This window comes from Corynebacterium silvaticum (assembly GCF_004382825.2).
GTDB lineage: Bacteria > Actinomycetota > Actinomycetes > Mycobacteriales > Mycobacteriaceae > Corynebacterium > Corynebacterium silvaticum.
The window spans coordinates 69,665-89,883 of the sequence record NZ_SDQO02000003.1 but is presented as its reverse complement, the minus strand read 5'-3'; the positions used below and the strand labels follow the sequence as shown (position 1 = coordinate 89,883).

Here is a 20,219-nt window from a genome sequence, read left to right as displayed (position 1 = left end):
CCCACGCCTGCACTGCTGATTTTTTTATGCTCCCGACCGGCCGGGCGCCCCAATACTCTAGAACTTGAACCTTTCTGTAGCCGTCGGCTTTAAGCGTCGACGCTTTGAGGTGCTGCCGACCCTCCCACCACGTTTCTGTCAGGTCGCGGATGAGAGTCTTTCCAGCATTCGGGTCGATCCACGCCCCTTCTGCGATTGTGGTGGCGTTTTGTCGGCCCAGTGCTGCGCTTCCGCCTTTGTGCGGAACCCTTGTTTGGTGCGTGATCGCCCATCAGGGCTACGGTATTGGACACGCCAGGCGGTGCCTTTGGCTGTGTTGTATTTTTTTGATGGATGCCATTGGGTAGACTTCTCCTCAGGTCGGTTAATTTGCTGAATTGGCGGCCCCCTCCACCTTTCGTTTGGCGACTGCAGGTGGAGGGTATTTATTTATCTTTTCTTGTTAAAAGGCGGTTGCAGTTTACTCCGGGTCCAGAAGTAGAACACCAAGAAACCTAATGAAGCGAGAAACACTAGAGGTCCTACTGTGGGGATAAATGAAAATAGGAGGACTAAAAGTGTTATCGCCATTACTAGCACCCACCACAGCGTCATGGAGTTACGTCCTTGGGTGGTAAGTGGTGTGATTGATTCGCCCAAATATCTTAGCACCATTTCACACTGGCCAACTGTGATGTAATCAATGCGTGGAGCTTTGCCATCAGTGATGTACTTGTTGGCGATTCCTCGAACGTAACCACGTTGGAATGGCGTTGCCCGACGGGTTCCGTCTTGGACTAAAAGCTCCCCCCAAGGGATAGGGTCAAGGATCGATGGAACTGCGGGGGCAGTCTCAACTAGGGGTGCCGGCGCAGCCCAAGCCGTAGGAGGAGTGGCTGTGGGGGTACGGGGGCTGTCCGTCTCCGTTTTTGTTTCCGGTTTTTTAGATGACGCTGGGAGCGGTTCTCCAGCGTATCTAGCTGGGGCGTCGTACTCTAACGGGTTGACTTCAAAGGGGACTGAACTTGGGTAGGAAGAAAAGCCCGTAGGGTTTAGTTCTTCTTCTGTCAGCTCATGGGCTTTTTTCGCGTATAGAGTGACTTCTGCAGCTACCGATGATCCTTTGATCTTCGCCATACACCCACAGGTAAGCCCCAGCCCTTCTAGATGTTTGACGGCTGTAATGAATTTCTCTGAGGAGCCTTTTGTTAGTTCTCCAATTGGTGCCCCGTCAAGCTCAACAATGATCGCTTCCAGCTTTGTCCGTACACCAACGGTGTCTATATGTAGAGTGACGAATATGAGCCCCTCGCCACTTACTGGGACATAGTCGAGCAGATGTTCGTAGTGGTCTGATTCTTTCGTCACCTGTACTGCATTCCCTGTAGGGTGTAATCGCTAACGCTAAGAAGATGAAGAACATCATGCGACGCATGAACACCGAGTCCGGCAGGATCAACTTTGGTGTTGAAGCGCTGGGCTGGGGTTTGTGGTTCGACGATGAGGTCGTGGATGAGTTCAAACCGATCTTCACGGATGAGCAACTTGATGCCGCGTTCACAACTGATCATGTTGCTTTGTTGCACACTGTGTTGGCGGTTGACGCTACCCCTGACCGTGAGTGGTGCTCTATCGCTGCGGGTGGTCGAACGAACTCCGGTGGGGTTCACGGGGTCGTGGGTTATCACGGTCCGTTGAATATTCAGGCAGCAACTGCCGCTGTGCTGCAGGCTGTGCGCGACGCTGATCCTGTGGCGATCATCATTGACCCGAAGTCTGCGGCGTGGGTGATCGCGGATGCTATCCGTGATGCGGGTTTTGATGTCGCGGAGATGAAGTTCTCGCACGTGAAAGCGGCTGCATCGAAACTACTGCACGGCGTCGATGAACGCACGTGGACTTTCGGTGAATCGAAAGAGCTGCGTGAGTCGTTCGCTGTTGCTGAGCTGCAGGAGGACAAGTAAGGCGGGGTCAGGTTGACGAGGTCTTCTGGTGTGATTTCTCCGCTGGTGGCGTTGGACTTCGCTATGTGGGGTGTCCATGAATACGCGCCGCTACCGAAGGCTGTCGCACCGGACAGCAGTGGGGTGAAGATGCGGGTGGTGAAGTCCAGTCATGAATCGTTTGCATTCTAGGCATGGTGAGGAGGTGGCCGTATGGCTGGAGAGCTAGGGCATGCGCAGGCTCGTCGTTTGTCCCCGCTGGCGGAGGATAATTGGGCGTTGAAGTGGCCTCAGTCGGTGCGCGAGTTCTCGAAGATGCTGCGTGAGGATTCACAGGCTAAATCTGTGGAGCGGGCGGTAACTTTGCCTATTCTCCGAACGCCTTGGTACATCGAGCCGAACGGCGCTTCTGATGAGATCGTGCAGATGATCGCGGAGGATTTGAATCTTCCGGTTAAAGGTGATTCTGGTGCTGATCCGCTGGCGCAGTCCGTGGGCAGGGTGTCGTGGCAGGAGACGCTTCCGTGGATTTTGAAGTATCTGCGCTATGGCCATGCGTACTTCGAGAAGGTGTACTCGGATGAGATACGCGGACCACAGCGTCTGGTAAAGCTTGCCCCGCGTCTTCCTGACACTATCGAGAAGATCAATATCGCTCTCGACGGTGGCATCGAGTCGATCGTGCAACGCGCAGCCGTCGATGCGAGCGGTAAGCGCTTGGACAGGGTCGAGCTTGAAGTCTCAAGGCTGTTGTTTTTCATCTACGGCGAAGAGCAGAAAGACGGCTTGGGGACGTCGATGTTCCGGCCCGCGTATAAGTATTGGAAGCTTAAAGATGAGTTTTTGAAGCTTGAGCGTCTGGTGCTTGAGCGTAACGGCATGGGAGTTCCAGTATTTGAGTCGTACTCGGAGACGGATCAGCAGGATATTGACCGTGGTCAGGATCTCGTCGAGGGGCTGCGCAGTGGCGCACAAGCGGGTGCGTCGATTAAGCGCGGGTCGAAGCTGACGATCCAAGGCGTGTCTGGGCAGCTGGTCTCTCCGCGTGCAGCGATCGAGTACCACGATGCGCAGATCGCCCGTACGGCGTTGGCCCATGCGCTGAACCTCGAAGGCAAGGGCGGATCGTATGCCTTGGCTGATGTTCAGATGTCGATGTTCATCCAGTCGCTGCAGTCAATCGCCGAATACATCGCGACGATTGCAAATAAGTATTTGGTTGTCGACATGGTCGAAAAGTACACGGGTGAGGGCGTCGGCTCGTTCCCGCGTATCGCGTTCGACACGATCGGATCCAAGACTGGCTACAGCCCGCAGGATCTTGTGGCGTTGAAGAACGCCGGTCTGGTCACCGGCGACGGGACTCTGGAAGAGTACGTGCGTCGTCGTGGTGAGCTCCCTCCGTTGACGCCGTTTAAGGAGGCGTTGGAGAAGAAGGCGGAGCGCCGTCAATTAGAACAGGAACTCGGGGTCACACTGTCATCCACCCCAGTAGAACCAGCTAATACGACACCAGACGCTCAGACGATGGGGGGGGTAATGCAACAGCAGCAACATAGCTCTGATGATCTGCAAAAGCTCACTTCCGCAGCCGGAACGCTGATCAGATCCGGCTTTGATCCGGCAGCTGCGCTTGAAGCCGTCGGGCTTGATCCGATCAAACATACCGGGCTTTTGCCAGTGACGGTGAAAGAAGGAGAAGCATGAGAAAGAAGCTAGAAATCAAGAACCTCGGAGAATCCCACTTCGAGGTTATTTTGTATGGAGATATCGGAGGTTGGGATGGCTTCACCGCCGCGAATATCCGTAGCCTCCTCGACGAGGCCAACGCCTCGTCCATCACACTGCGCATCCACTCCTACGGCGGTGACACACTCGAGGGCCTGGCAATCATGAACATTCTTCGTGAACACCCAGCCACTATCCACGCAGTTGTAGACGGGGTTTGCGCATCGGCGGCCACAGTCATCGCGATAGGCGGCGCGGAACGCCTATCGATGGCTGAATCAGCAGAGCTCATGATCCACAGCCCGTGGGTATTCACAGACGGCGATTCCACGGATCTGCGAAAAGCTGCGGATCGATTGGATCAGGTTGCAGTGAATTACGCGCGAATCTATGCAGCAAAGTCGGGGATCTCTGCTGACGAATGGCTCGGGGTGCTCACGGATGAAACGTGGTACTCGGCTTCCGAAGCGGTGAACGTCGGCCTAGCCGATGAGGTGACAGCAGTAACACCGAAGACAGTCGACCCAGTGGTCGCTGGTGTGCAGTCTCGGGTGTTTGCGAAGTGCAAATACTCGGGGCGTCGATCCGCACCAGACCCCGTTATCAACAACGCCCAGAGAGGGCGGGGAGGAAAGAAGAATATGGATTTCTTGGCTTCGATTGCCCAGCGATTGGGCGTTGACGGTAAATCCGATGAAGCGACCGTTCTAGCAGCCCTCGATGAGGCGCTGGCAGAGCAAGCTAGCAACGAGGAACAGCCAGAACCAGTCGGGACAGCAACAGTGAAGATCGAGCCGGATCTTTCTGCACTCACCAAAGTGAATGTGGAGCAGATGCTCAAGGATCTCGCCGATGCCGTAGACACTCCGTCTGTCAGCAGCCCAGTAGCTGAAAACACGGAGACGAAAGAACAAACCTCTGAAGAACCAGCAGACGGTGTTATCAGCCTTGACAAGGACGTCTACGATGACCTGCTCCGACGCGCTGCCATCGGCGACCAAGCCAGTGAAGACAACAAGCACCGAGAAGCAGAAGAGCTCGTCGCCGCAGCAATCAAAGCCGGCAAGGTTCTAGCTGTAAAACACGACCAGCTCGTAGCCGCAACCGTCGAAGACTACGACGGTATGAAGGCGTACTTCGCGCATCTCGCGCCGGGTCTAATCCCAACAGTGGAAAAGGGTCGAGGTGGATCTGATGAAGCACGCGGAATTGGAATCGGTGCGTCCGCTGCCCACTCGGAGAAGAACCAGCAGGCAGATCGAGGCCGAATCTTCCAGCGCCCAACTATCTAAAAGGAGACTTTCGCAATGTCTAACCCAACTTTTGAAACCGGCTACCTCACCCGCGAAGCAGGCAAGGCGGCCAGTAAGTTCCGCTTGGTCAAGTCCGTCGAAGGAAAGATCGAGCACGCCGGAGCCAACGCGCTTCCATTCGGCGCCGTCACCGAAGCAGCAGCACCAGCACCCAGTGATCGAGACAACGACCTGACCCACGGACTACCAAAGCACGTCCGCGTTCACACGGGCCGTGTTGTCGTTCCGATTGAGACCGCGGAAAAGAACCTGACCGTTGATACCAAGGTGTATGCAGCAGCTGATGGAAAGGTCGCAAAGTCCGGCACCGTAGGTGTCGGTATCGCCGTTTCTGATGTGAAGAACGGCCTCGTCAAGGTTTCCCTGTTTCACCCAGCTGGACTCGGTGCCTAACCTAACTCAACTACTTTCCTAGGAGGGAAAATGCCGACTTTGCTTAATAGCGCGTACTCCGGCGAAGCAATCACCGTTGACTCCATCATCAAGGACCCAACGTGGCGGCAGGAGCGCACCTACGAGAACCTTGATGGTGCTGACCTTGTCAAGGCTATCTTCCGTGACGGTGGCACTAACGATGGTGTCGTCGCCTACCGTGAGGCAGCAGCACCATATTTGAACGATGACGCTGAGATCGTCGCTGAGTTCGCGGAGATCCCTACTTCTGACGTCAATCTTGGCAAGGTCAAGAAGATCGTTTCTGAGCGCACCGCCATCGGTGCTCGCATCTCTCGGGACATGGTCCGCAAGAACAAGATTGATCAGGTTGGTTTGCAGGTCACTGCTCTGCAGAACACGATGGTTAAGAATGGTGTCGAGGGTGCTCTGCGAGCATTCAAAGCAGCAGACATTCAGACCCTCGGTGCAACAACCAAGTGGGATCAGACCGCGGCGAAGCCACTGCGCGACATCCGCAACGCTAAGCGCATGATCAGCACTGCTAAGGCACCTAACCGAGACGATGCGCTCATGGGGTATCGTCCTGACACTCTTCTTTTGAACGAGGCGTCCTTGGACCTGATCCTGTTCAACGAGGAAGCGCAGCGCTACTACAACGGCAGCTCCCCAGTTGATAACCCTGTGTACTCCGGTGTCACGCCAGGTGTGCTCGCTGGTCTGCGCGTCTTCGTCTCCGCATGGCTTCCAGACAACGAGATTTATGTTCTGCAATCCGGTGTCGTCGGTTTTGAATCCGTTGTGGATCCGCTGACAATCACTCCGCTGTATTCCGAGCATGGCGAGAACGGATACGGCGGTTCCAACCAGTCTTGGCGCATGGATGCATTCCGTGAGCGTGTTCTGGCTGTGGACAACCCACAGGCTGCAATCAAGATCACCGGCATCTAAGGAGGTCGAGTAATGACAGTAGTCATCATCCTTGTTACACGCTGGTATCAGCAGCTGTCCGACTGTATCGTGCTTCGCCAGAAGGGCGAGCGCGTGAGCGTGGACGACGAACTAATCGCGTGGCTTGAAGAAGACGGTATCGCCAAGCGCGCCATGGGCGACGAACCAGCAGAGGCTCACACTGAAGATCATGTACCCGAGGAGCGTGAGGCTAGCGAATCGGACGACGAGCGCGAGGCAGAACCAGAGGCTTCCAGTCCGACCGTTGAATGCTGCGAACCGTGCAACGTGGGACGCTTACGCCCGTGCCCGTGGCGTTGACCCATCACAGTACAAGAGCAAGGACGAGCTGATCGCTGCTCTTCCATAAGGAGGTGCGCATGTCACTCGTTACTATCAACGATCTGATCCTGCCTAGGGAACTCTCGGATTTTGAGGAGCTCCTCGCACCACGACTCCTGAAGGAAGCAGAGATGATCGTCAGAGCGGACTTCGCCCGTGGTCCATAAGGACTTCCCAACCGAGGGAGACGAGTGGGGATTGTTCACCGTCAAGCGGGTCATTAAAGAGATGGTGACATCCGCAATCCTTGTTGGTGCGTCTCGTGGGATGCGGTCGGTGTCGAGTCCGTTGCACTGGGTGGTCTTGTCTTGTCTGATTCTCAATGCGAGTTGCTTGGTTTGCTGGGTAGCTCGCGGTTTAATTTCCCGCCGCCTGGTCGTTGGCCGGAGGTGAGCGACGAGCGAGACTGTCGTCATTATTTCTGACTCTGTATGCGCCGCTGTGGCCTTGGTGCCTTTGAGTAGTGAGGTCGATTTGGCGGAAAGTCGTTGATGGAAAATCTTGGCGATTGATCATCATCAACTGCTGGTTTGAAAGGGTGGTCTGTGTATGGAACAGGTGATTCGTCGTCCTGACCCAGTGTTTGTGAATGGGTTCCAAGCTGGGGTGGTTGAGGAGATATTCTTTGCCGATGTGTTCCCCATGGGGGCAACAACGTTCGATGATCAAGGTGATGGGGTTAACGGGGGAAACACTCGGCAGGTGCAGGTGCAGGTGCAGGTGCTGGCTGCTGCTGGCACCCCAATCAATGAGGGCGATGAGCTTGTGATCCGTGGCCTGTCCTATCGCGTGATTCATATCCCGTGGGATTGGGCGACGGGGCGAACCCCTGCGCTTGCTTCTCATCGCCCCCCGCATGCAGGTCATCGCTGAGAGGGGTGAGGCATGAGTTTCAAGATTGAGTTTGATGATGCTGTGATCATGGAGGCTGTGCGTAATGCTCATGCTGCGACGATTGCTGAGGTGACTGAGAAGGTTGCTGGTGAGATTCCTGAAGATGTTGAGGTTCTCACCCAGACAGGTGTTAATGACAACGGTCGCCCCTATGGTCTTGTGACCATTGCGGAGCCTCACGGCATGCTGCTGCAGGCGAAGCACGGTTATCTGACGAAAGCGGCCTCGGCGCTTGGTCTGACCGTCAGCCCTTATGGTGGTGACGGTTGATGTGGATGAAAAGAGACGCCGCGGAGCTGTTGCTTAATCGTCTGCGTCGTGTGTTTGACCCCGTTGACATTATCTCCGACACGCTGCCGCCTAAGTGGACTCCCCGTGATGGCCCTCGTGTGGTTGTGGTCTCCGATGGTGTTCCTTATTCCTCGCGTGGTTGGACGCGTGAGGTTGTGAGGATCACAGTGCATTGCGGTGACCTGCGAACCACTAACAGGATGCTCGACATGATTGACGGGCATCTTACTAAGCCCACCTCAACGGGGTGGGCTTTTTCTATTAAGCCTGCGACTAATCGCATTGCCCGCCCTGATTCCCGCATTGGTGGGTTTGTGGCGTCGGCTGCGTTTAACGTCGCGTTGAACAGAAAGGTGGCCTAGATATGGCTGCAACGAAGGGCGCTTCTCAGCGCTCCCCAGAAAACGTTTCTCCGCTGATTGACGGTCAGGTTTTGGTGTCTTTTCACGAGAATCCGCTGATTGGTTTTGATGGGTCTTTCAATGAGCAGTGGGAGACCATCGGAATTTTGGACGATGGCACCAAGATCGACATTCAGAAGACGGTCGAGAAGTCCAAGAAGAAGGGCTGGGGCTACGGCGTGGTTTCCACCACTGTTAAGCCCGGTGAGCTGACCGCTAAGGCCTCTGTTATTGAGCGCAACGCCACCGTTGACCGGAACGCGTGGCCTGACCGCGAGGATAAGACCACCGAGGCTAAGGAGAAGTTCGACGGTGTCAAGAGCGCTGAGGTTCCTTTCGGTGGTTCTGCTGTCGCTCTGCCTTATGTTGCGATGGTCGTGACTGATCAGAAGGGCGATCTTGAGATCATTGCTTCTCGTTATCCGGCGATCGCCACCATGCAGAACATTGGCTATGGTGAGGACCCTGAGGGCAAGGAAATCGAGTTCGATTTCAAGATTGGTCAGATGAAGGACGCTTTCGACCGTATCAAGGTTGGCAGTGCTGCTAAGGCTGCGCGCAAGGTTGATCTGCTGCGTTTCTCTGAAAAATCTAACGGCGAGAAGGTTGCTGCTGAGTCTGTTAAGAACTTCACAGTGAAGTTCGATAAGGCTGCTTCTTCCGGCTCCTTCACGCTGACGGTGAACGGCAAGCAGACCGAAGCGATTGATTACAACGCTGCTGCTTCGAAGATTCAGGAAGAGATCCTGAAGGTCACCACTGGCGTCACCGTAACCGGTTCTAGCGCAACCTCTGGCTACACGGTCAAGGGCGCAGCCAGCGTTACTGCTAATGGTGCGAAGCTCGGTGACAGTGCGAAGGTCACCGTTTCTGAGGGGTAATCCTCATGGCCCCACGCTCATGGCAGACCGGCGTGGGGCCATCCCTAAAGGTCTGCACAAACTTTTTGCACACATCTAAATAGAAAGGTCTGCCATGACTAACTCTAAGAAAACCCCCGCGCAAGCAGAAGCCAACAAAGAAAGCATCAGTTTCGAGGTTGAGGTCAATGGGAAAACTATTACACTCACCGCGCCTTCATCCTTAGACGATGCACCTGTCGCTACCGCAATCGCATGGGAAGAAGAAAAATTCGTGAAAGCATTCTCACTGATCCTCGGGCCACGCCAGATGCAAAAACTCGAAAACGTAGGTGCTTCAGTCCGTGACTTCACTGAAATCATCATTCCTGCATACACAGAGGCCACCGGGCTGGGGAAGGCTAGGGCTTTTTCGCCTGATCCGCGAGCGCGAAGACCTTGTAGAGCAGGATTTCGCAGATAAAGGCTGGGATTACCGGTACTTTTTCCTCCCCAACGGTGGGGAATCCCGGCTGACACTGCGGCGGCTTTTGCTGCTTGTGGATGGGTTGGATCGTGATTCTTCCCGATTCTGGGCTGACGTGAACGACACGGAGCGGTTCACGAAGCTGGAATTGATCACGATGACGATTTTTAATCTTTTCTCTGAGAAGGCTCATCCGTTTATGACTGCGCGTGAGGATCAGAAGAAGCAGGCGGATTTCGAGGCGAGAAAGCAACAAATTTTGGCCGCCGAGCGGATGCGCACAAGGGCGCTCGGTATGGAATAACAAAAAAAAGGGGATTCGATGTGTCTGGTGTAGGTTTTGCGTCTTTGCCGATTTCGGTTGATTTGCGAGGCATTCAGAAGAACATTCGGTCTCAGGTGCAGGCCCCGATGGAAGCCGCGACGAAAAAGGCGGGCCAAGGCATCGCACAGGGCTTTAAGTCTGGCGTTGATGTTGCTGGGGCTGAGGTGAAGCGTCTTGAGGCTTTGGAGAAGAAGGCCACTGAGACGGTTGTTGCTCAGCAGAAGAAGATTGCTGACGCTAAGGCTGATGTTGCTGTGAAGGTGAAGCAGGTTGAGGCTGCTGAGAAGTCTTTGGAGGCTGCGCGGGCTGGCGGTGACGCGAAGGTGCGTGCTGCTGAGGAGTCTTTAGCGAAGCTGCGTGCTTCGGGAAGGCCTCGGTTGAGCAGTTGGAGCAGGCGGAGCTGAAGTTGAAGCAGGCGCGGGCTAGTGCGGATGCTGCTGTTGCTTCTAAGGAGTCGGCGGTTGAGCGTGCGCGTCTGGAGGCGTCGAAGGCGTCGGATAAGCTTGCGGATTCTGAGCGGAAGCTGGGTGAGAATCAGAAGTTCGCGACTGGGGTTAGTTCGGATTTGTTTTCGGCGACGCGGCGTTTGGATGATGCTCAAGAGGCGGCGGCGAAGTCCACGGAGTCTATGAGCCGCGGGATGGAGAAGTTTAAGGAGAAGGGTAGCCATGCTATTGGCGCTGTCTCTGAGAAGCTTAAAGGGTTGCCGGGGCTCATGTTGGGGGCTGCGACCGCGTTTGCTGGTGTGGCGTCGATTAAGGGTGCGGTGTGGGATGTGGGGAAGGAATTCGAATCCACATATAACATCATCCGCTCTGGTACGGGGGCTAGTGGTGAGGCTTTTGATGCTTTGAAGCAGTCTTTGCGGAATGTGTCTGGGACGGTTGCCGCGGAGGGTGGTCTGGCTGAGATTGGCGCCACAATGGCGGATCTTAATACCCGGTTGGGTGTTACTGGTGCTCCGTTGGAGGAGATGACCCGTCAGTTTCAGAATTTGAAGAATTTGGGTTTTGATGCTGATGTGACTTCTGCTGCGTCTGCGTTGAGTGCTTTTGGTGTGGAAGCTGGGCAGATGCCGGAAGCAATGAATGACCTCTTCCGTGTGTCACAGGCTACTGGTGTGTCTATTGATAGCCTTGCGGGGAGTGTGGTTAAGGGTGGCCCACAGCTTAAGCAATTTGGTTTTAGTATCGGTGAATCTGCGGCCCTTGTCGGTAAGCTGGATAAGGCTGGTAAGGATCCTCAGAAGGAGCTTCACGCGACTGCTAGTGCGGTTGGGGATCTTATTAAAAAGGGTGATGAGGTTGGGGCTATTGCCCTTTCCGAGAAGCTTTTTGGGGTGAAGGGCGCCGGTAAGTTCGTTGAGGCTGTTAAAACTGGTGCGTTGTCTATTGATGATCTTCAGGGTGATATTGGGGTAACTCAGGACACGATTAATGGCCTTGCCGGTGAGCTGGAAACCACAGGGCAGAAGTGGCAGCGGTTCCGGGATACTGCGAAAGAAGCATTGGAGCCTGTGGCTCAGGCGGTGCAGGATTTCGCTAAGAATAAGCTTGAGGCTTTGATTCAGTTTATTCCGGTGGCTGAGGCGTTTTCAAGGAGAAGCTAGTCCCCGCTGTGAAGGCTTTGCCGGAGGCTTTTAAGGAGGCTGGGCAATGGATCGAGGCTAATAAGGAAAAGCTTATTATTTTTGCATCTGTGGTAGCGCCCCTTGTTACCCCCCCTTATTATTGAGCTGGGTGTTTCGTGGGTTCAATCGGGTGCGAAAGCTTTGATTGGGGCTGGGAAGCACGGCAAAGCCTGGATGATCGCGAAAGCCGATGCGATTAAAGGATCCGCGTCGAATGTGAAAGCCTTGTGGAAGGTTGGTTGGGCGTGGGCTAAAACCGCTGGCAAGGCTATTTTTAACGCTGTGCGGATCGCCGCGGCTTGGGTGATCGCAATGGGTCCTGTTGGTTGGGCTATTACTGCGATTACTGGTATTGGGCTAGCGTTGTGGGGTTTCTTCACAAAAACCGAGACTGGTCAGAAAGTTTGGCAGGGTTTCACTGATCTTGTAAAAAGCGGGGCTGAGTGGATCAAAGAAGCGTTTAATAGCATCGTGACCGGTGCCCATGAGCTTTTTGATGCGTTCATGAATAGTGATTTCGTTGCTGGTGTTAAGGCCTTATTTGATGGGGTCACTGCGATTGCGTCTGCGTGGTGGGAGCAGCTTAAAGCTAGTTTCTCGGCTGGCTTTGAGATTGTGAAAACCATATTCACCACGGGCTGGGAAGCCGTGAAAGATGTTTTCGCCACTGCTTGGCTAGTTATCGTTGCCCTTTTCACCGGCAAGTGGGATGAGATCGGCGGGATTCTCTCCGCGGGTTGGGAATCCATCAAAAATCGTTTCGGTGAAGCTATTGAGCATATTAAAGCCGTAGTTGGTGAGTGGCTTGATGGTACCCGCGAGCGTATTAGCGTGGCGTGGGACACCGTTGTTGGGTTGACTCAGCGTTTTGGGTCTGCGGTCAAAGATTTCTTCCGCGAAATGGTTGAATCGGTTAAAGCGAAGGTGTCTGAGGGGGCTGAGTCTGTGGGGCGAAAAACCACAGAGATGAAAGATCGCATCCTCTCCACGATTAGAGAGCTTCCCGATAAGATCAAGGGATTTTTGCGAAATCCGGTGAGTGGCTCGTTGATGCTGGCAAGAACATCATGAACGGCTTGTGGGAAGGGATAAAGCGGAAGTTTGGAGATGTAAAGAGATGGCTGTCAGAAGCTAAAAATAGTATTTTCAGTATTTTTCCGATACGACGCAATCTGCGGGTCGGCAGATTAACGTCGTTCACCGCCATAATGATGGTGAGATACCCGGGTTCAATCGTGGTGGCGTGCTACCGGATATCCCGGGGGTTTCACGATCCACCCGTGACCCAATCGTGGGGATTACCCGCGCTGGGGTGCCCATAGCCAGGGTCGAGCCTGGTGAATTCATCGTAAATCGTGAGGCTACTTCACGGAATCTTCCACTTTTGAGAGCAATCAACGGCGGAAACCTCAGCCCACGTGTAGGGGATTTGGGGCTGCCGAGGTTCGCTGATGGTGGGCTAGTGTCTGCGAGCGAGCTTTTGAGATTCTTCAAAGGCGAGAATATCCGCGGGCAGCAAGGCCCCTCTTCTTTAGAAGGATCCCGCTATGCGTGGGGCGGTGGATTGGCCTCCAGCTGGGGTGATTACTCTGGCACTCAGTCTGCTGGTGCAGCTTTGGTTGCTGGGGTTCCGGTCGCTGGCCGTAAATTCGCCACCCTTAACCAAGGGCAGTGGACCGCTGTGCATGGGTTTAGGCGCGGAATGGGCGGGCCTAATACTTACTCAATAGGATTTTTAACGGCGGGCCTTATGGTGGGCACACGTCGGGGACTATCACTTTTGGTGATGGGAAAAAGGTCAATATCGAAATGGGTGGTGGCCGTGGCAATGGCCAGATTGGTGGGGCTGCGGCGCCCGCTAATCATCCTCAATACACCGATATTTGGCATCGTTCTCTTGCTGGCCCCACGCTGGTTGAGGGTGTGCAGTCCACATCGACAAGTGGGCTTACAAAACAACTAGCGGTAAGGAGATTAGTTGGGGTGCGGCGTCGTCGCTTGCATCTGAGTGGGATAAGCGGGCCGGGCGTGAATCGGCGCTCGCGCGTTGGCGTGATCGTGCGTTTGATCTCGGTGGGGTTGCCAATGGCGTAGGTTTTTGCCTAAGGCAACGATTAAGCCAGAGCGGGTGTTATCGCCGGGGCAGACCGTGGCCTTTGAGCGCCTTCCTGACGCTTTGGTGAAGGTTGCGGAGTCCATGCAGGTAGCAGGTAGCAAGCTCAAATCTGGGGGCTTTCGCCAGCGGGTTTAGCCTCAAAGATGTTTTTGGGGTTGGTGAGAAGCTTGGCTTGGGTGGCTTCACTGGCCTTTTCAAAGGTGCTTTCGACGGGGATGAGTCGATGCAGGATGCTTTTGCGGCGCAAGTTGATGCTGCGGATGCTGTGCGTCAAGCTGAGTCGAATCTGCATGAGGCCCGCGAAAATCATCTGAAGGCTAAGGACCCGAAAGCATCGGCGGAAGCGCTGAATCAGCTCATGAAAGCTGAAAGTGATCTAGAGAAGGCCCGCGGTGTTGTTACGCTTGCGGCTAAGGCTGCTGGGCGTGCTGAGATAGCGGCGGCGATTGAAGTCGCAATCGCGGTTGTTAAGATCACGGATAAAATCGTGGGTGCTGTGTTCCAGGCCCGCTTGCAGGTGAGTAATGCTATCGCGTCCATGATGGGTGCTGTGCGCGAGTTTTCCACAATGGTGGAAAAGCAGCGTGAGCAGGTCATGGAGTTGCGTGTTGCGTTTGCTTTATCTCAGATCCAGGTGGCCGCTGCGGCTCTTAATCTCCGGATTGTGCAGCTTGATGGAGTGCGCTCTCAGCTTGAGGCTGCAAAGACTGTGGCTCAGGCTCAGGCGAAGTATCAGGCTCAGTTGCGGGCTGACGCGCGCGCACGGTTGTTGTTGCAGTCGGATATGGGGTTGGCGTTTGATCGGTTCCGGTGGAAGCTTGGTCGTGATGTGGCTGGGGCTCTGGCGGATTTTGAGCAGATGTCTGATGAGTCCCGTGCGCTGTATGCGGAGGTTCAGGCTGCGTTGATTGGGCAGCAGCTTGCTGAGAAGCAGGCTCGTGTGGCTTCTTTGAATGCGGTTTTTGAGCAGACTAAGGCTGTGTTTGATTTGCGTGATGCGACGCGGTCTTTGGGTGTTGCGTCGCAAAAGCTTGTGGTTTTGACGGGGACTGCGTTCGGTTTGGATTCCACACAGGCGACTGTGGGGGAGCGTTATTCGAAGCTTGCGGCTGAGAAAGCGAAGATCGAAGCGGATAAAGCAAGCGTCGGGAATTGGATTAACCCGGTTAAGTGGGCAACGTGGTACCCGGCGGCGAACCGCCGTATCTCTCAGATTAATGAGGAGATGCGGAAGCTCGCTGAGATGCCGGAATTCAAGAAATTTGATGAGAAGTCATTGGCTGAGATCAATAAAGCAACGGCGAGTGCTGGTGCTCTTGGATTTTTCGGTGGTGGTGATCGGGTTGAGGAATTGATTCGGTTTTCGCCTCTTGGTGATGCGGCGCGTGCGCTTGATCGGGCGAAGTTCGATACCGGGCTGGTTGATCTAGCCGCTGACCGTGAGGCGTTGAAGTCGAAGATTGATTGATCGGGGTAAGGCTGAGGCGCTGCACAAGCTTGATTTAGCGCCATTGGAGACCCTGATTAAGTCGCTGGAATCGCGTCAGGGGTCTGAAAAGTCTTGGGCTGAGTATTGGCGTGAGAAGGATGCCGGGGCACGGAAGTCGATTGCGGATGTTGCGAAGGTGCAGTCTGATTCGGCTGATGTGCTGAAAAAGTTAGCTGATGAGGCTAATTCTCAGCGTGATCTTTTGGGCCGTGTGGTTCGTGATGGTGGGTCTTAGACCGTGGTTAATGTGACTTTGGATTCTTCTTATCCTCGGAATGATCCGGCTTTGCGTCTTTTGCGTGAGCTTGGGGATCGTGTTGATGGTTTGGAGGTCAAGGTGAATGATCGTCGGTCTGGGATTGATGGGCAGCAATGGGCGGCTTTGCGGAGTCGCTAGGTTTTGAGGGTGAAAGGATTTCTTTGTGTTTGAGTTGTCTCGGGCTATGCCGGATGTTTTTCGGTGGAGGTCTTTTCGCCCTCTGGTGCTCGCCATGTGAATTTAACGGATGTTTTTTCGCCGGTGGTTTTGGCCGAGTCCGGGTTGTCGGGTTTAGTGGGGTCACCGTCGGTGTCTACGGCTTCCTCGGTTGGTGTTGCAGGGCAGGTTGTTACTGATGCGGTTGCTCAGCCGGTCGAGGAGTCGCTGTCGTGTTTTGTACAGACTTTGGGGCTGTGTGATGTGGCTGCGTTGGTGGCTGAGTTTCGTGGGATGTGGTCTTCAGTGGCGAAATCAGTGTTGGTGGTGTCGCATCCTAGGTTGGGTCGGTGGAGTTTGCCGGTTCGGTTGTCGGGGGCGTTGTCTACTCCTGTGGCTGATCCTACTGAGGGTGGGGAGATTGTGATTGATGTTCCGTTGGTGGGTGATGGTGGTGTTTGGCTGTCGGATACTTTTGAGTCCCACGGTTCGAATATCGTCACAGTGACGAATAGCGGTGATGTTCCAGTATCCCCCAAATCGTATGGGAGGGGGCCGGGGGTGAGGTAAAACTCCCCTCCGGTGCCACTTTTACACTTCCTGAATCTTTCGAATTGCGGGTTTTGTCACTCGCGTGGGCTGATGGGCTTAAAGTCACCACGTTGAGGGGTGAGCTTGATCGTGCCCTGTGGCTGAAGGTTCGGGGTAAGGCTCTTCCAGAGCAAGTTCCGGTGGGAAATCTGGTGTTTTCATCTTCCTGATGGCGCCACTTTGCGGTGGAACATCGGTGTCTATGATCCGTGGAAGGGGTAAAAATTGGATTGGGACGCGTTTGCACAGCGCCGTAAAAGCGTTATTAAGGCTCGTGGGGAGTGGGTGGGGCTGCTTGATGAAAATGGGGAGCCCGTGTGCGAGTGCCCACCGTATGAGCTGATGAAGGACCCTACAACCCGGCTGAATCCTGAATCTTTTGAAGCAAAGTTTCGTGTGGATATCGGCGGCGTGGCCCACCAGATTGTTGATGAGCTTGTTGCTGATGGTTTGGTCAGGCAGGATGAGAGGCTGCGATTGGTGCCGGTGATGGGGCCGCCGCGGTTTGTCATGGTTGAGCGTGAGTCGTGGCGCGCGGTGTATCGTGTACAGCTCACGAAAGCCGAGTGTGACGCACGGCTTCCCCATAGTTTGACCGTGCATGGCACGGGCACGGATATGCTGTCCGAGTTGATGCTTTTACCCGGCTGGTCAGCCCCCGGGCAGGTGAAAGGCGAGTTTGCGCTACAGGATAGTGACCTGGGGGCGAGGTATGAAAAGCCTCGCATGTATGCGCCTGTGAAAATGGCAGTCGTGGCAGACGGGTTCACTTTTGACGGTCCAGCCGATCAGGTCATCCGCCGAATGATCCGCGAGAGCCTGAAGGCCACCTATGGGCTTTTCGGGGTGGAGGATTATCCGATTGTGGTGGCCGATACCTCCACTGGTAAGCCCTCGAAAAGACTTTTGCTGCGCCCGTCGGATAATTCGCTATGGGACGAGATTAGTACTCCGGCGCAGATGTCGGGGTGTGTGGTCAAGGCCCATATGTGGCTGCCAGGGGATAAGCCTGTGGCGGGGTTGGATCTGGCGAAGCCGTCGATTGTTGTGGAGGTGTTGCAGCAATGAGTGATGTTGTGTTGGTTGCTGATGGCGGTGAGGCACCGTGGGGCGCAGGGTTGCGGGGTTTGTGTGGGGAAAGTGGAATACCCAGGTTTTAGATGGGGAGCTGCCCCAAGCCGATGATCCGCGTCTTGTGCAGGGTTTTGTTCATAAGCCCGCTGATATGCCTATGGGTAGGTTTGATGTGCGTGGGGTGAGGGCCGATATTACTCAGGTGATGGCCGTCACTCCTGATGGTGAGGTTGATTATGTGCGTGGTTCGTCGGATGCAGAACAGGTCTTGGATGCGGCGGAAACCCGGTCTGATGGTGAGGTGTTTTTTGAGTCCGATATCACGGCGATAGGGTTAGGGCCACATGTCCCGGGTGTGAATTTTGATATTGATTCCATCGTGGATGTGCAGCTGTGCCAGCATCGTATTCCTGCGCCCGTGACTGCGGTCGACATGGTGGCGGAGAATGGGGTGTGGGGGTGGCGCGTTCATGCTGGCGGGCAGCCGATTGTTGATTCTGTGCGTTTGAATTCGTCGAACACGCAGATTTTGGGAGTTTTAGCCCAGGAACGTCGTGAGGCTGCTGCGAAGGTAGCTGAGGTGTCTTCTCGTGTGTCTCAGGTTTCTCGTGTTGCTCACGAGGCGAAGTCAGACGCCAGGGTTGCTGATGGGAAGGCTGAAGCCGCAGACGAAAAAGCTGGGGAGGCCCAGAAGACTGCTGAGTTGTCGATAGAGAAGTGGCGTGAGCAAAAAGACGCAACTGACGCGCTGCAATCTGCTCAGATTGAGGCGAACGCGAAAGCTAATGACGACCAGCAACGCGCGATTGAGGCGAACTCAATAGCCCTTACCTGTGCCCCACGGTTTTTGCACATCGATGATGGTAAGCCGGGGTTTTATGGCAGTTCTTCAGGGAAGCTTTCTACAGGGGATGAATTCGGAAGCCTGGAATTTCGGGGAACGACGTTCACAAAAAATTCTGGCGCGGCTTTCATTTCCAAAGCTGGATGGAAGGGGTCCATTCTGATGATCTGTGTTGCGACGAACGGTGCGACTGACATCACTGCTATGGAGATTACGCAAGCCGGCCAAGTTCACGAGATGCATGCTGGTTGCTCCTACCAGGCGTATAGGTCTGCAACCGTTGTTGTTTTGCCGGTTTTTAGCGAAGGAAAGAGATAAAAAGTATGCCTGTTATTCAGGGAAAATTGTCCACGGTCACCAAGCAGCCTTCTGGTATTCGGGAGGTGTGGCTGCGTCCTGCTGCCACCCGCCCTGGGGGTGGTGGGTTGATTGTGGATGAGCCAGTGCGTATCACTGTGGATGAGCGTGGTGAGTTCAGTGTTGATGTAGCAGTGGGTGCTGCGGTGTTGGTGTTAATCGGGGCTGATTTCACAGCTCGTGAGTCTATCCCGATGCTGGTGCATGAGGGCACGGCCACGCTGCGTCAGGCTGTGGAGGATGCGAAGGATTTTACCCCGGAAGTGGCAGATAAGCTGGCTGAGCTGGCTGATCAGGTGGCTCGTGGTGTGAAGACTGCTGGCGAGGCTGCTACGGCTGCTGCTACTGATCGTGAGAAAGCGGAAAAGTCCGCCACCGCCGCTAAAGAGTCGGCGTCTGTGGCCAGTCAGAAGGAGTCGGCGGCATCGTCAGCGTGGCAGCAGTTGAAGGATCGGCTTGCTCAGTGGGAGCCACGCGTCCAGCAGCTAGATGCGTGGCAGCCGCAGTATGAGTGGCTGAAAGACAACGCTGAGAGGTCTTTTTCGGTGGTGCAAGAAAAGATCACCCAAGCCACACAGCAGGTTATCTCGCAGGTCAAAGGTGATGCAGAAGCTGTGAAGCGGGATGCTGCAACAGCGGGGCAGCATTCGCTGAAAGCGCAAGCAGCGGCAAATACCGCGGAGTCGGTGACGAACCGCGTTGTTGAATCAGCGATTAATAAGCTTCTTGATGGTGCGTCGCAAGCTTATGACACGCTGAAAGAAGTAGCGGATGAGTTGGTGTCTCAGAAGAGTGCTGCGGCTGTATTGATGAAGCAGCTTTCTGAGAAAGCGTCTGTGACTGAGCTTTCGGCACTGCGTCAAAAAGTTGAGTCCCTTGCGATTTCTGGTGTGTCTGGTTTGTCGCAGGCGTTGGCTGGTAAGGCGAACACGAGCCATACGCACAGAACTTCCGAGATCACAGGGCTAGGTGGTGAGATAAATGAGCTTAAAAGCTCCCTGAGCCAAAAGGTTGATCGAGATGACGTTGTCGGGGTTGTTGAAAAATCTCGGAAGGTTGAGCAAGCCTGGGATTATGCGCGCCGCGCGTTGGCAGGAATACTGATATGCGTGTTGTTGATGCTGCCCCTGAATATCCTGCGCCTAACGTGTGGTATTTCGTCAGGGAGTCATAAAGTGATTTTTGTTGGTGGGAAAGCAATCAAAAGCATTACTGTCGGTGCGGTCCAGGTTCAGGAGGTGTATCGCGGTGGGGTGTTGGTGTGGAGGAATTCACGCCAGCCAGAGGTTCACGAGTTTAGGCAGCCTGGGCACTACGTGATTTTCTCTCCCTCGTGGGCGAAGTTTATGGATTTTGTTCTCATCGCCGGCGGTGGTGGTGGGGCGTGTGGTGATAATTCTTGGGGGCGCTTAGGCAATGGCGGAGGCGCTGGGCAGGTCACAAGTGGCACCCAACCCTTGCTAGGCAGAGTTCAATTCAAAGTTACAGTCGGTGCTGGAGGGGGTGGCGGGCTATCCTGGGATGATAGAAATGGGCGTGCCGGAGGTGAAAGCTCTGTCAATGGGGGTGGCATTACCGGAACTGCTGTTGGAGGCGGAGGCGGCAGTGGATTTGGAGGTGCTGCAGCCGGTGTACGTGAGCAGGTCAAGGTTGATGGTTTTTATGCACCTGCTGGCTCTCCTGCTGGTGTCGATACCCCTGGCATGACCCCCGGGGATGGTGGTGGTGGGGGCACCGGAGGCATTTTGGGGAAGTTTAATCCAGGGCAGTCCGGCGCGGATGGGCTGGCGTGGATACGTTTCCGCAGGAGTTAACCA

At 54.8% G+C, this 20,219-nt stretch carries 26 protein-coding genes; 25 read left to right on the top strand and 1 reads right to left on the bottom strand.

Going from position 1 to position 20,219, the window contains the following annotated elements:
* Positions 1–429: 429 nt before the first annotated feature.
* The gene (locus ET810_RS08485; RefSeq protein WP_134316184.1) at positions 430–1,347 is read right to left on the bottom strand and encodes a hypothetical protein; all 918 of its coding nucleotides are present in this window, start codon (positions 1,345–1,347) and stop codon (positions 430–432) included.
* Between the two features lie 44 nt (positions 1,348–1,391).
* Between ET810_RS08485 and ET810_RS08480 the strand changes: the two genes are divergently transcribed.
* From ET810_RS08480 to ET810_RS08380, 25 genes are all read left to right on the top strand, one after another.
* The gene (locus ET810_RS08480) at positions 1,392–1,943 is read left to right on the top strand and encodes a hypothetical protein (RefSeq protein WP_134316183.1); all 552 of its coding nucleotides are present in this window, start codon (positions 1,392–1,394) and stop codon (positions 1,941–1,943) included.
* A 192-nt stretch (positions 1,944–2,135) separates the two neighbouring features.
* The gene (locus ET810_RS08475) at positions 2,136–3,629 is read left to right on the top strand and encodes a phage portal protein family protein (protein WP_174775565.1); all 1,494 of its coding nucleotides are present in this window, start codon (positions 2,136–2,138) and stop codon (positions 3,627–3,629) included.
* Positions 3,626–4,942, top strand: coding sequence for a head maturation protease, ClpP-related (locus tag ET810_RS08470; protein WP_134316180.1), 1,317 nt, complete (start codon positions 3,626–3,628; stop codon positions 4,940–4,942). The genes ET810_RS08475 and ET810_RS08470 overlap by 4 nt, the downstream gene beginning before the upstream one ends.
* Positions 4,943–4,957: 15 nt before the next feature.
* The gene (locus ET810_RS08465; RefSeq protein WP_087454519.1) at positions 4,958–5,356 is read left to right on the top strand and encodes a hypothetical protein; all 399 of its coding nucleotides are present in this window, start codon (positions 4,958–4,960) and stop codon (positions 5,354–5,356) included.
* Positions 5,357–5,386: 30 nt separating this feature from the next.
* Positions 5,387–6,307 carry a phage major capsid protein gene (locus ET810_RS08460; protein ID WP_087454518.1) on the top strand — a complete coding sequence of 307 codons (921 nt, stop codon included), beginning with the start codon at positions 5,387–5,389 and terminating at the stop codon, positions 6,305–6,307.
* 12 nt (positions 6,308–6,319) lie between these two features.
* Complete coding sequence (locus tag ET810_RS08455) at positions 6,320–6,628, top strand: hypothetical protein (protein WP_134316179.1); 309 nt, start codon at positions 6,320–6,322, stop codon at positions 6,626–6,628.
* A 59-nt stretch (positions 6,629–6,687) separates the two neighbouring features.
* Entirely contained in the window at positions 6,688–6,816 is a 129-nt protein-coding gene (locus tag ET810_RS13055; RefSeq protein ID WP_259484264.1) for a hypothetical protein, read from the top strand.
* A gap of 382 nt (positions 6,817–7,198) precedes the next feature.
* Entirely contained in the window at positions 7,199–7,522 is a 324-nt protein-coding gene (locus tag ET810_RS08450; RefSeq protein WP_225870139.1) for a hypothetical protein, read from the top strand.
* Positions 7,523–7,534: 12 nt separating this feature from the next.
* Positions 7,535–7,813: a hypothetical protein gene (locus ET810_RS08445; protein WP_134316178.1), complete on the top strand. Its 279-nt coding sequence runs from the start codon at positions 7,535–7,537 to the stop codon at positions 7,811–7,813.
* Between the two features lie 5 nt (positions 7,814–7,818).
* Positions 7,819–8,196, top strand: a complete 378-nt coding sequence (locus ET810_RS08440; RefSeq protein ID WP_134316177.1) for a hypothetical protein — start codon at positions 7,819–7,821, stop codon at positions 8,194–8,196.
* Between the two features lie 2 nt (positions 8,197–8,198).
* The gene (locus tag ET810_RS08435) at positions 8,199–9,116 is read left to right on the top strand and encodes a hypothetical protein (protein WP_087454514.1); all 918 of its coding nucleotides are present in this window, start codon (positions 8,199–8,201) and stop codon (positions 9,114–9,116) included.
* 94 nt (positions 9,117–9,210) lie between these two features.
* The gene (locus ET810_RS12060; protein WP_174775564.1) at positions 9,211–9,558 is read left to right on the top strand and encodes a hypothetical protein; all 348 of its coding nucleotides are present in this window, start codon (positions 9,211–9,213) and stop codon (positions 9,556–9,558) included.
* 118 nt (positions 9,559–9,676) lie between these two features.
* Positions 9,677–9,865 carry a hypothetical protein gene (locus tag ET810_RS08430; protein ID WP_232251731.1) on the top strand — a complete coding sequence of 63 codons (189 nt, stop codon included), beginning with the start codon at positions 9,677–9,679 and terminating at the stop codon, positions 9,863–9,865.
* Between the two features lie 20 nt (positions 9,866–9,885).
* A complete protein-coding gene (locus ET810_RS08425; protein ID WP_087454513.1) occupies positions 9,886–10,290 on the top strand; it encodes a hypothetical protein in 405 nt (134 codons plus the stop codon).
* Complete coding sequence (locus tag ET810_RS08420) at positions 10,272–11,495, top strand: phage tail tape measure protein (RefSeq protein ID WP_134316176.1); 1,224 nt, start codon at positions 10,272–10,274, stop codon at positions 11,493–11,495. The genes ET810_RS08425 and ET810_RS08420 overlap by 19 nt, the downstream gene beginning before the upstream one ends.
* Before the next feature lie 195 nt (positions 11,496–11,690).
* Positions 11,691–12,587: a phage tail protein gene (locus tag ET810_RS08415; RefSeq protein ID WP_134316175.1), complete on the top strand. Its 897-nt coding sequence runs from the start codon at positions 11,691–11,693 to the stop codon at positions 12,585–12,587.
* A gap of 172 nt (positions 12,588–12,759) precedes the next feature.
* A complete protein-coding gene (locus ET810_RS08410; protein ID WP_087454509.1) occupies positions 12,760–13,479 on the top strand; it encodes a hypothetical protein in 720 nt (239 codons plus the stop codon).
* 135 nt (positions 13,480–13,614) lie between these two features.
* Positions 13,615–13,767 (top strand): hypothetical protein, encoded by a 153-nt coding sequence (locus ET810_RS12055; protein WP_166741053.1) that lies wholly within the window; start codon positions 13,615–13,617, stop codon positions 13,765–13,767.
* A 37-nt stretch (positions 13,768–13,804) separates the two neighbouring features.
* Positions 13,805–15,100, top strand: a complete 1,296-nt coding sequence (locus tag ET810_RS08405) for a hypothetical protein (RefSeq protein WP_134316174.1) — start codon at positions 13,805–13,807, stop codon at positions 15,098–15,100.
* Positions 15,093–15,356 (top strand): hypothetical protein, encoded by a 264-nt coding sequence (locus ET810_RS08400; RefSeq protein WP_087454507.1) that lies wholly within the window; start codon positions 15,093–15,095, stop codon positions 15,354–15,356. The genes ET810_RS08405 and ET810_RS08400 overlap by 8 nt, the downstream gene beginning before the upstream one ends.
* Positions 15,357–15,368: 12 nt before the next feature.
* Positions 15,369–15,518 (top strand): hypothetical protein, encoded by a 150-nt coding sequence (locus tag ET810_RS12050; RefSeq protein WP_166741054.1) that lies wholly within the window; start codon positions 15,369–15,371, stop codon positions 15,516–15,518.
* A 96-nt stretch (positions 15,519–15,614) separates the two neighbouring features.
* Positions 15,615–16,106, top strand: a complete 492-nt coding sequence (locus ET810_RS08395; protein WP_134316173.1) for a hypothetical protein — start codon at positions 15,615–15,617, stop codon at positions 16,104–16,106.
* A gap of 363 nt (positions 16,107–16,469) precedes the next feature.
* A complete protein-coding gene (locus ET810_RS08390) occupies positions 16,470–17,195 on the top strand; it encodes a hypothetical protein (RefSeq protein WP_225870137.1) in 726 nt (241 codons plus the stop codon).
* Between the two features lie 37 nt (positions 17,196–17,232).
* Positions 17,233–18,363 (top strand): hypothetical protein, encoded by a 1,131-nt coding sequence (locus ET810_RS08385; RefSeq protein ID WP_087454505.1) that lies wholly within the window; start codon positions 17,233–17,235, stop codon positions 18,361–18,363.
* Positions 18,364–18,368: 5 nt separating this feature from the next.
* Positions 18,369–20,216 carry a glycine-rich domain-containing protein gene (locus ET810_RS08380; RefSeq protein WP_134316171.1) on the top strand — a complete coding sequence of 616 codons (1,848 nt, stop codon included), beginning with the start codon at positions 18,369–18,371 and terminating at the stop codon, positions 20,214–20,216.
* Positions 20,217–20,219: the final 3 nt, after the last annotated feature.

Excerpts from the sequence above, each read along its gene's own strand:
- ET810_RS08445 (WP_134316178.1), top strand. The coding sequence starts at position 7,535 with ATGAGTTTCAAGATTGAGTTTGATGATGCTGTGATCATGGAGGCTGTG.
- ET810_RS13055 (WP_259484264.1), top strand. The coding sequence starts at position 6,688 with ATGTCACTCGTTACTATCAACGATCTGATCCTGCCTAGGGAACTCTCG.
- ET810_RS08465 (WP_087454519.1), top strand. The coding sequence starts at position 4,958 with ATGTCTAACCCAACTTTTGAAACCGGCTACCTCACCCGCGAAGCAGGC.
- ET810_RS08470 (WP_134316180.1), top strand. The coding sequence starts at position 3,626 with ATGAGAAAGAAGCTAGAAATCAAGAACCTCGGAGAATCCCACTTCGAG.
- ET810_RS08480 (WP_134316183.1), top strand. The coding sequence starts at position 1,392 with ATGAAGAACATCATGCGACGCATGAACACCGAGTCCGGCAGGATCAAC.
- ET810_RS08380 (WP_134316171.1), top strand. The coding sequence starts at position 18,369 with ATGCCTGTTATTCAGGGAAAATTGTCCACGGTCACCAAGCAGCCTTCT.
- ET810_RS08450 (WP_225870139.1), top strand. The coding sequence starts at position 7,199 with ATGGAACAGGTGATTCGTCGTCCTGACCCAGTGTTTGTGAATGGGTTC.
- ET810_RS08390 (WP_225870137.1), top strand. The coding sequence starts at position 16,470 with ATGAAGGACCCTACAACCCGGCTGAATCCTGAATCTTTTGAAGCAAAG.
- ET810_RS08435 (WP_087454514.1), top strand. The coding sequence starts at position 8,199 with ATGGCTGCAACGAAGGGCGCTTCTCAGCGCTCCCCAGAAAACGTTTCT.
- ET810_RS08455 (WP_134316179.1), top strand. The coding sequence starts at position 6,320 with ATGACAGTAGTCATCATCCTTGTTACACGCTGGTATCAGCAGCTGTCC.
- ET810_RS08415 (WP_134316175.1), top strand. The coding sequence starts at position 11,691 with ATGATCGCGAAAGCCGATGCGATTAAAGGATCCGCGTCGAATGTGAAA.
- ET810_RS08460 (WP_087454518.1), top strand. The coding sequence starts at position 5,387 with ATGCCGACTTTGCTTAATAGCGCGTACTCCGGCGAAGCAATCACCGTT.
- ET810_RS08475 (WP_174775565.1), top strand. The coding sequence starts at position 2,136 with ATGGCTGGAGAGCTAGGGCATGCGCAGGCTCGTCGTTTGTCCCCGCTG.
- ET810_RS12060 (WP_174775564.1), top strand. The coding sequence starts at position 9,211 with ATGACTAACTCTAAGAAAACCCCCGCGCAAGCAGAAGCCAACAAAGAA.
- ET810_RS08440 (WP_134316177.1), top strand. The coding sequence starts at position 7,819 with ATGAAAAGAGACGCCGCGGAGCTGTTGCTTAATCGTCTGCGTCGTGTG.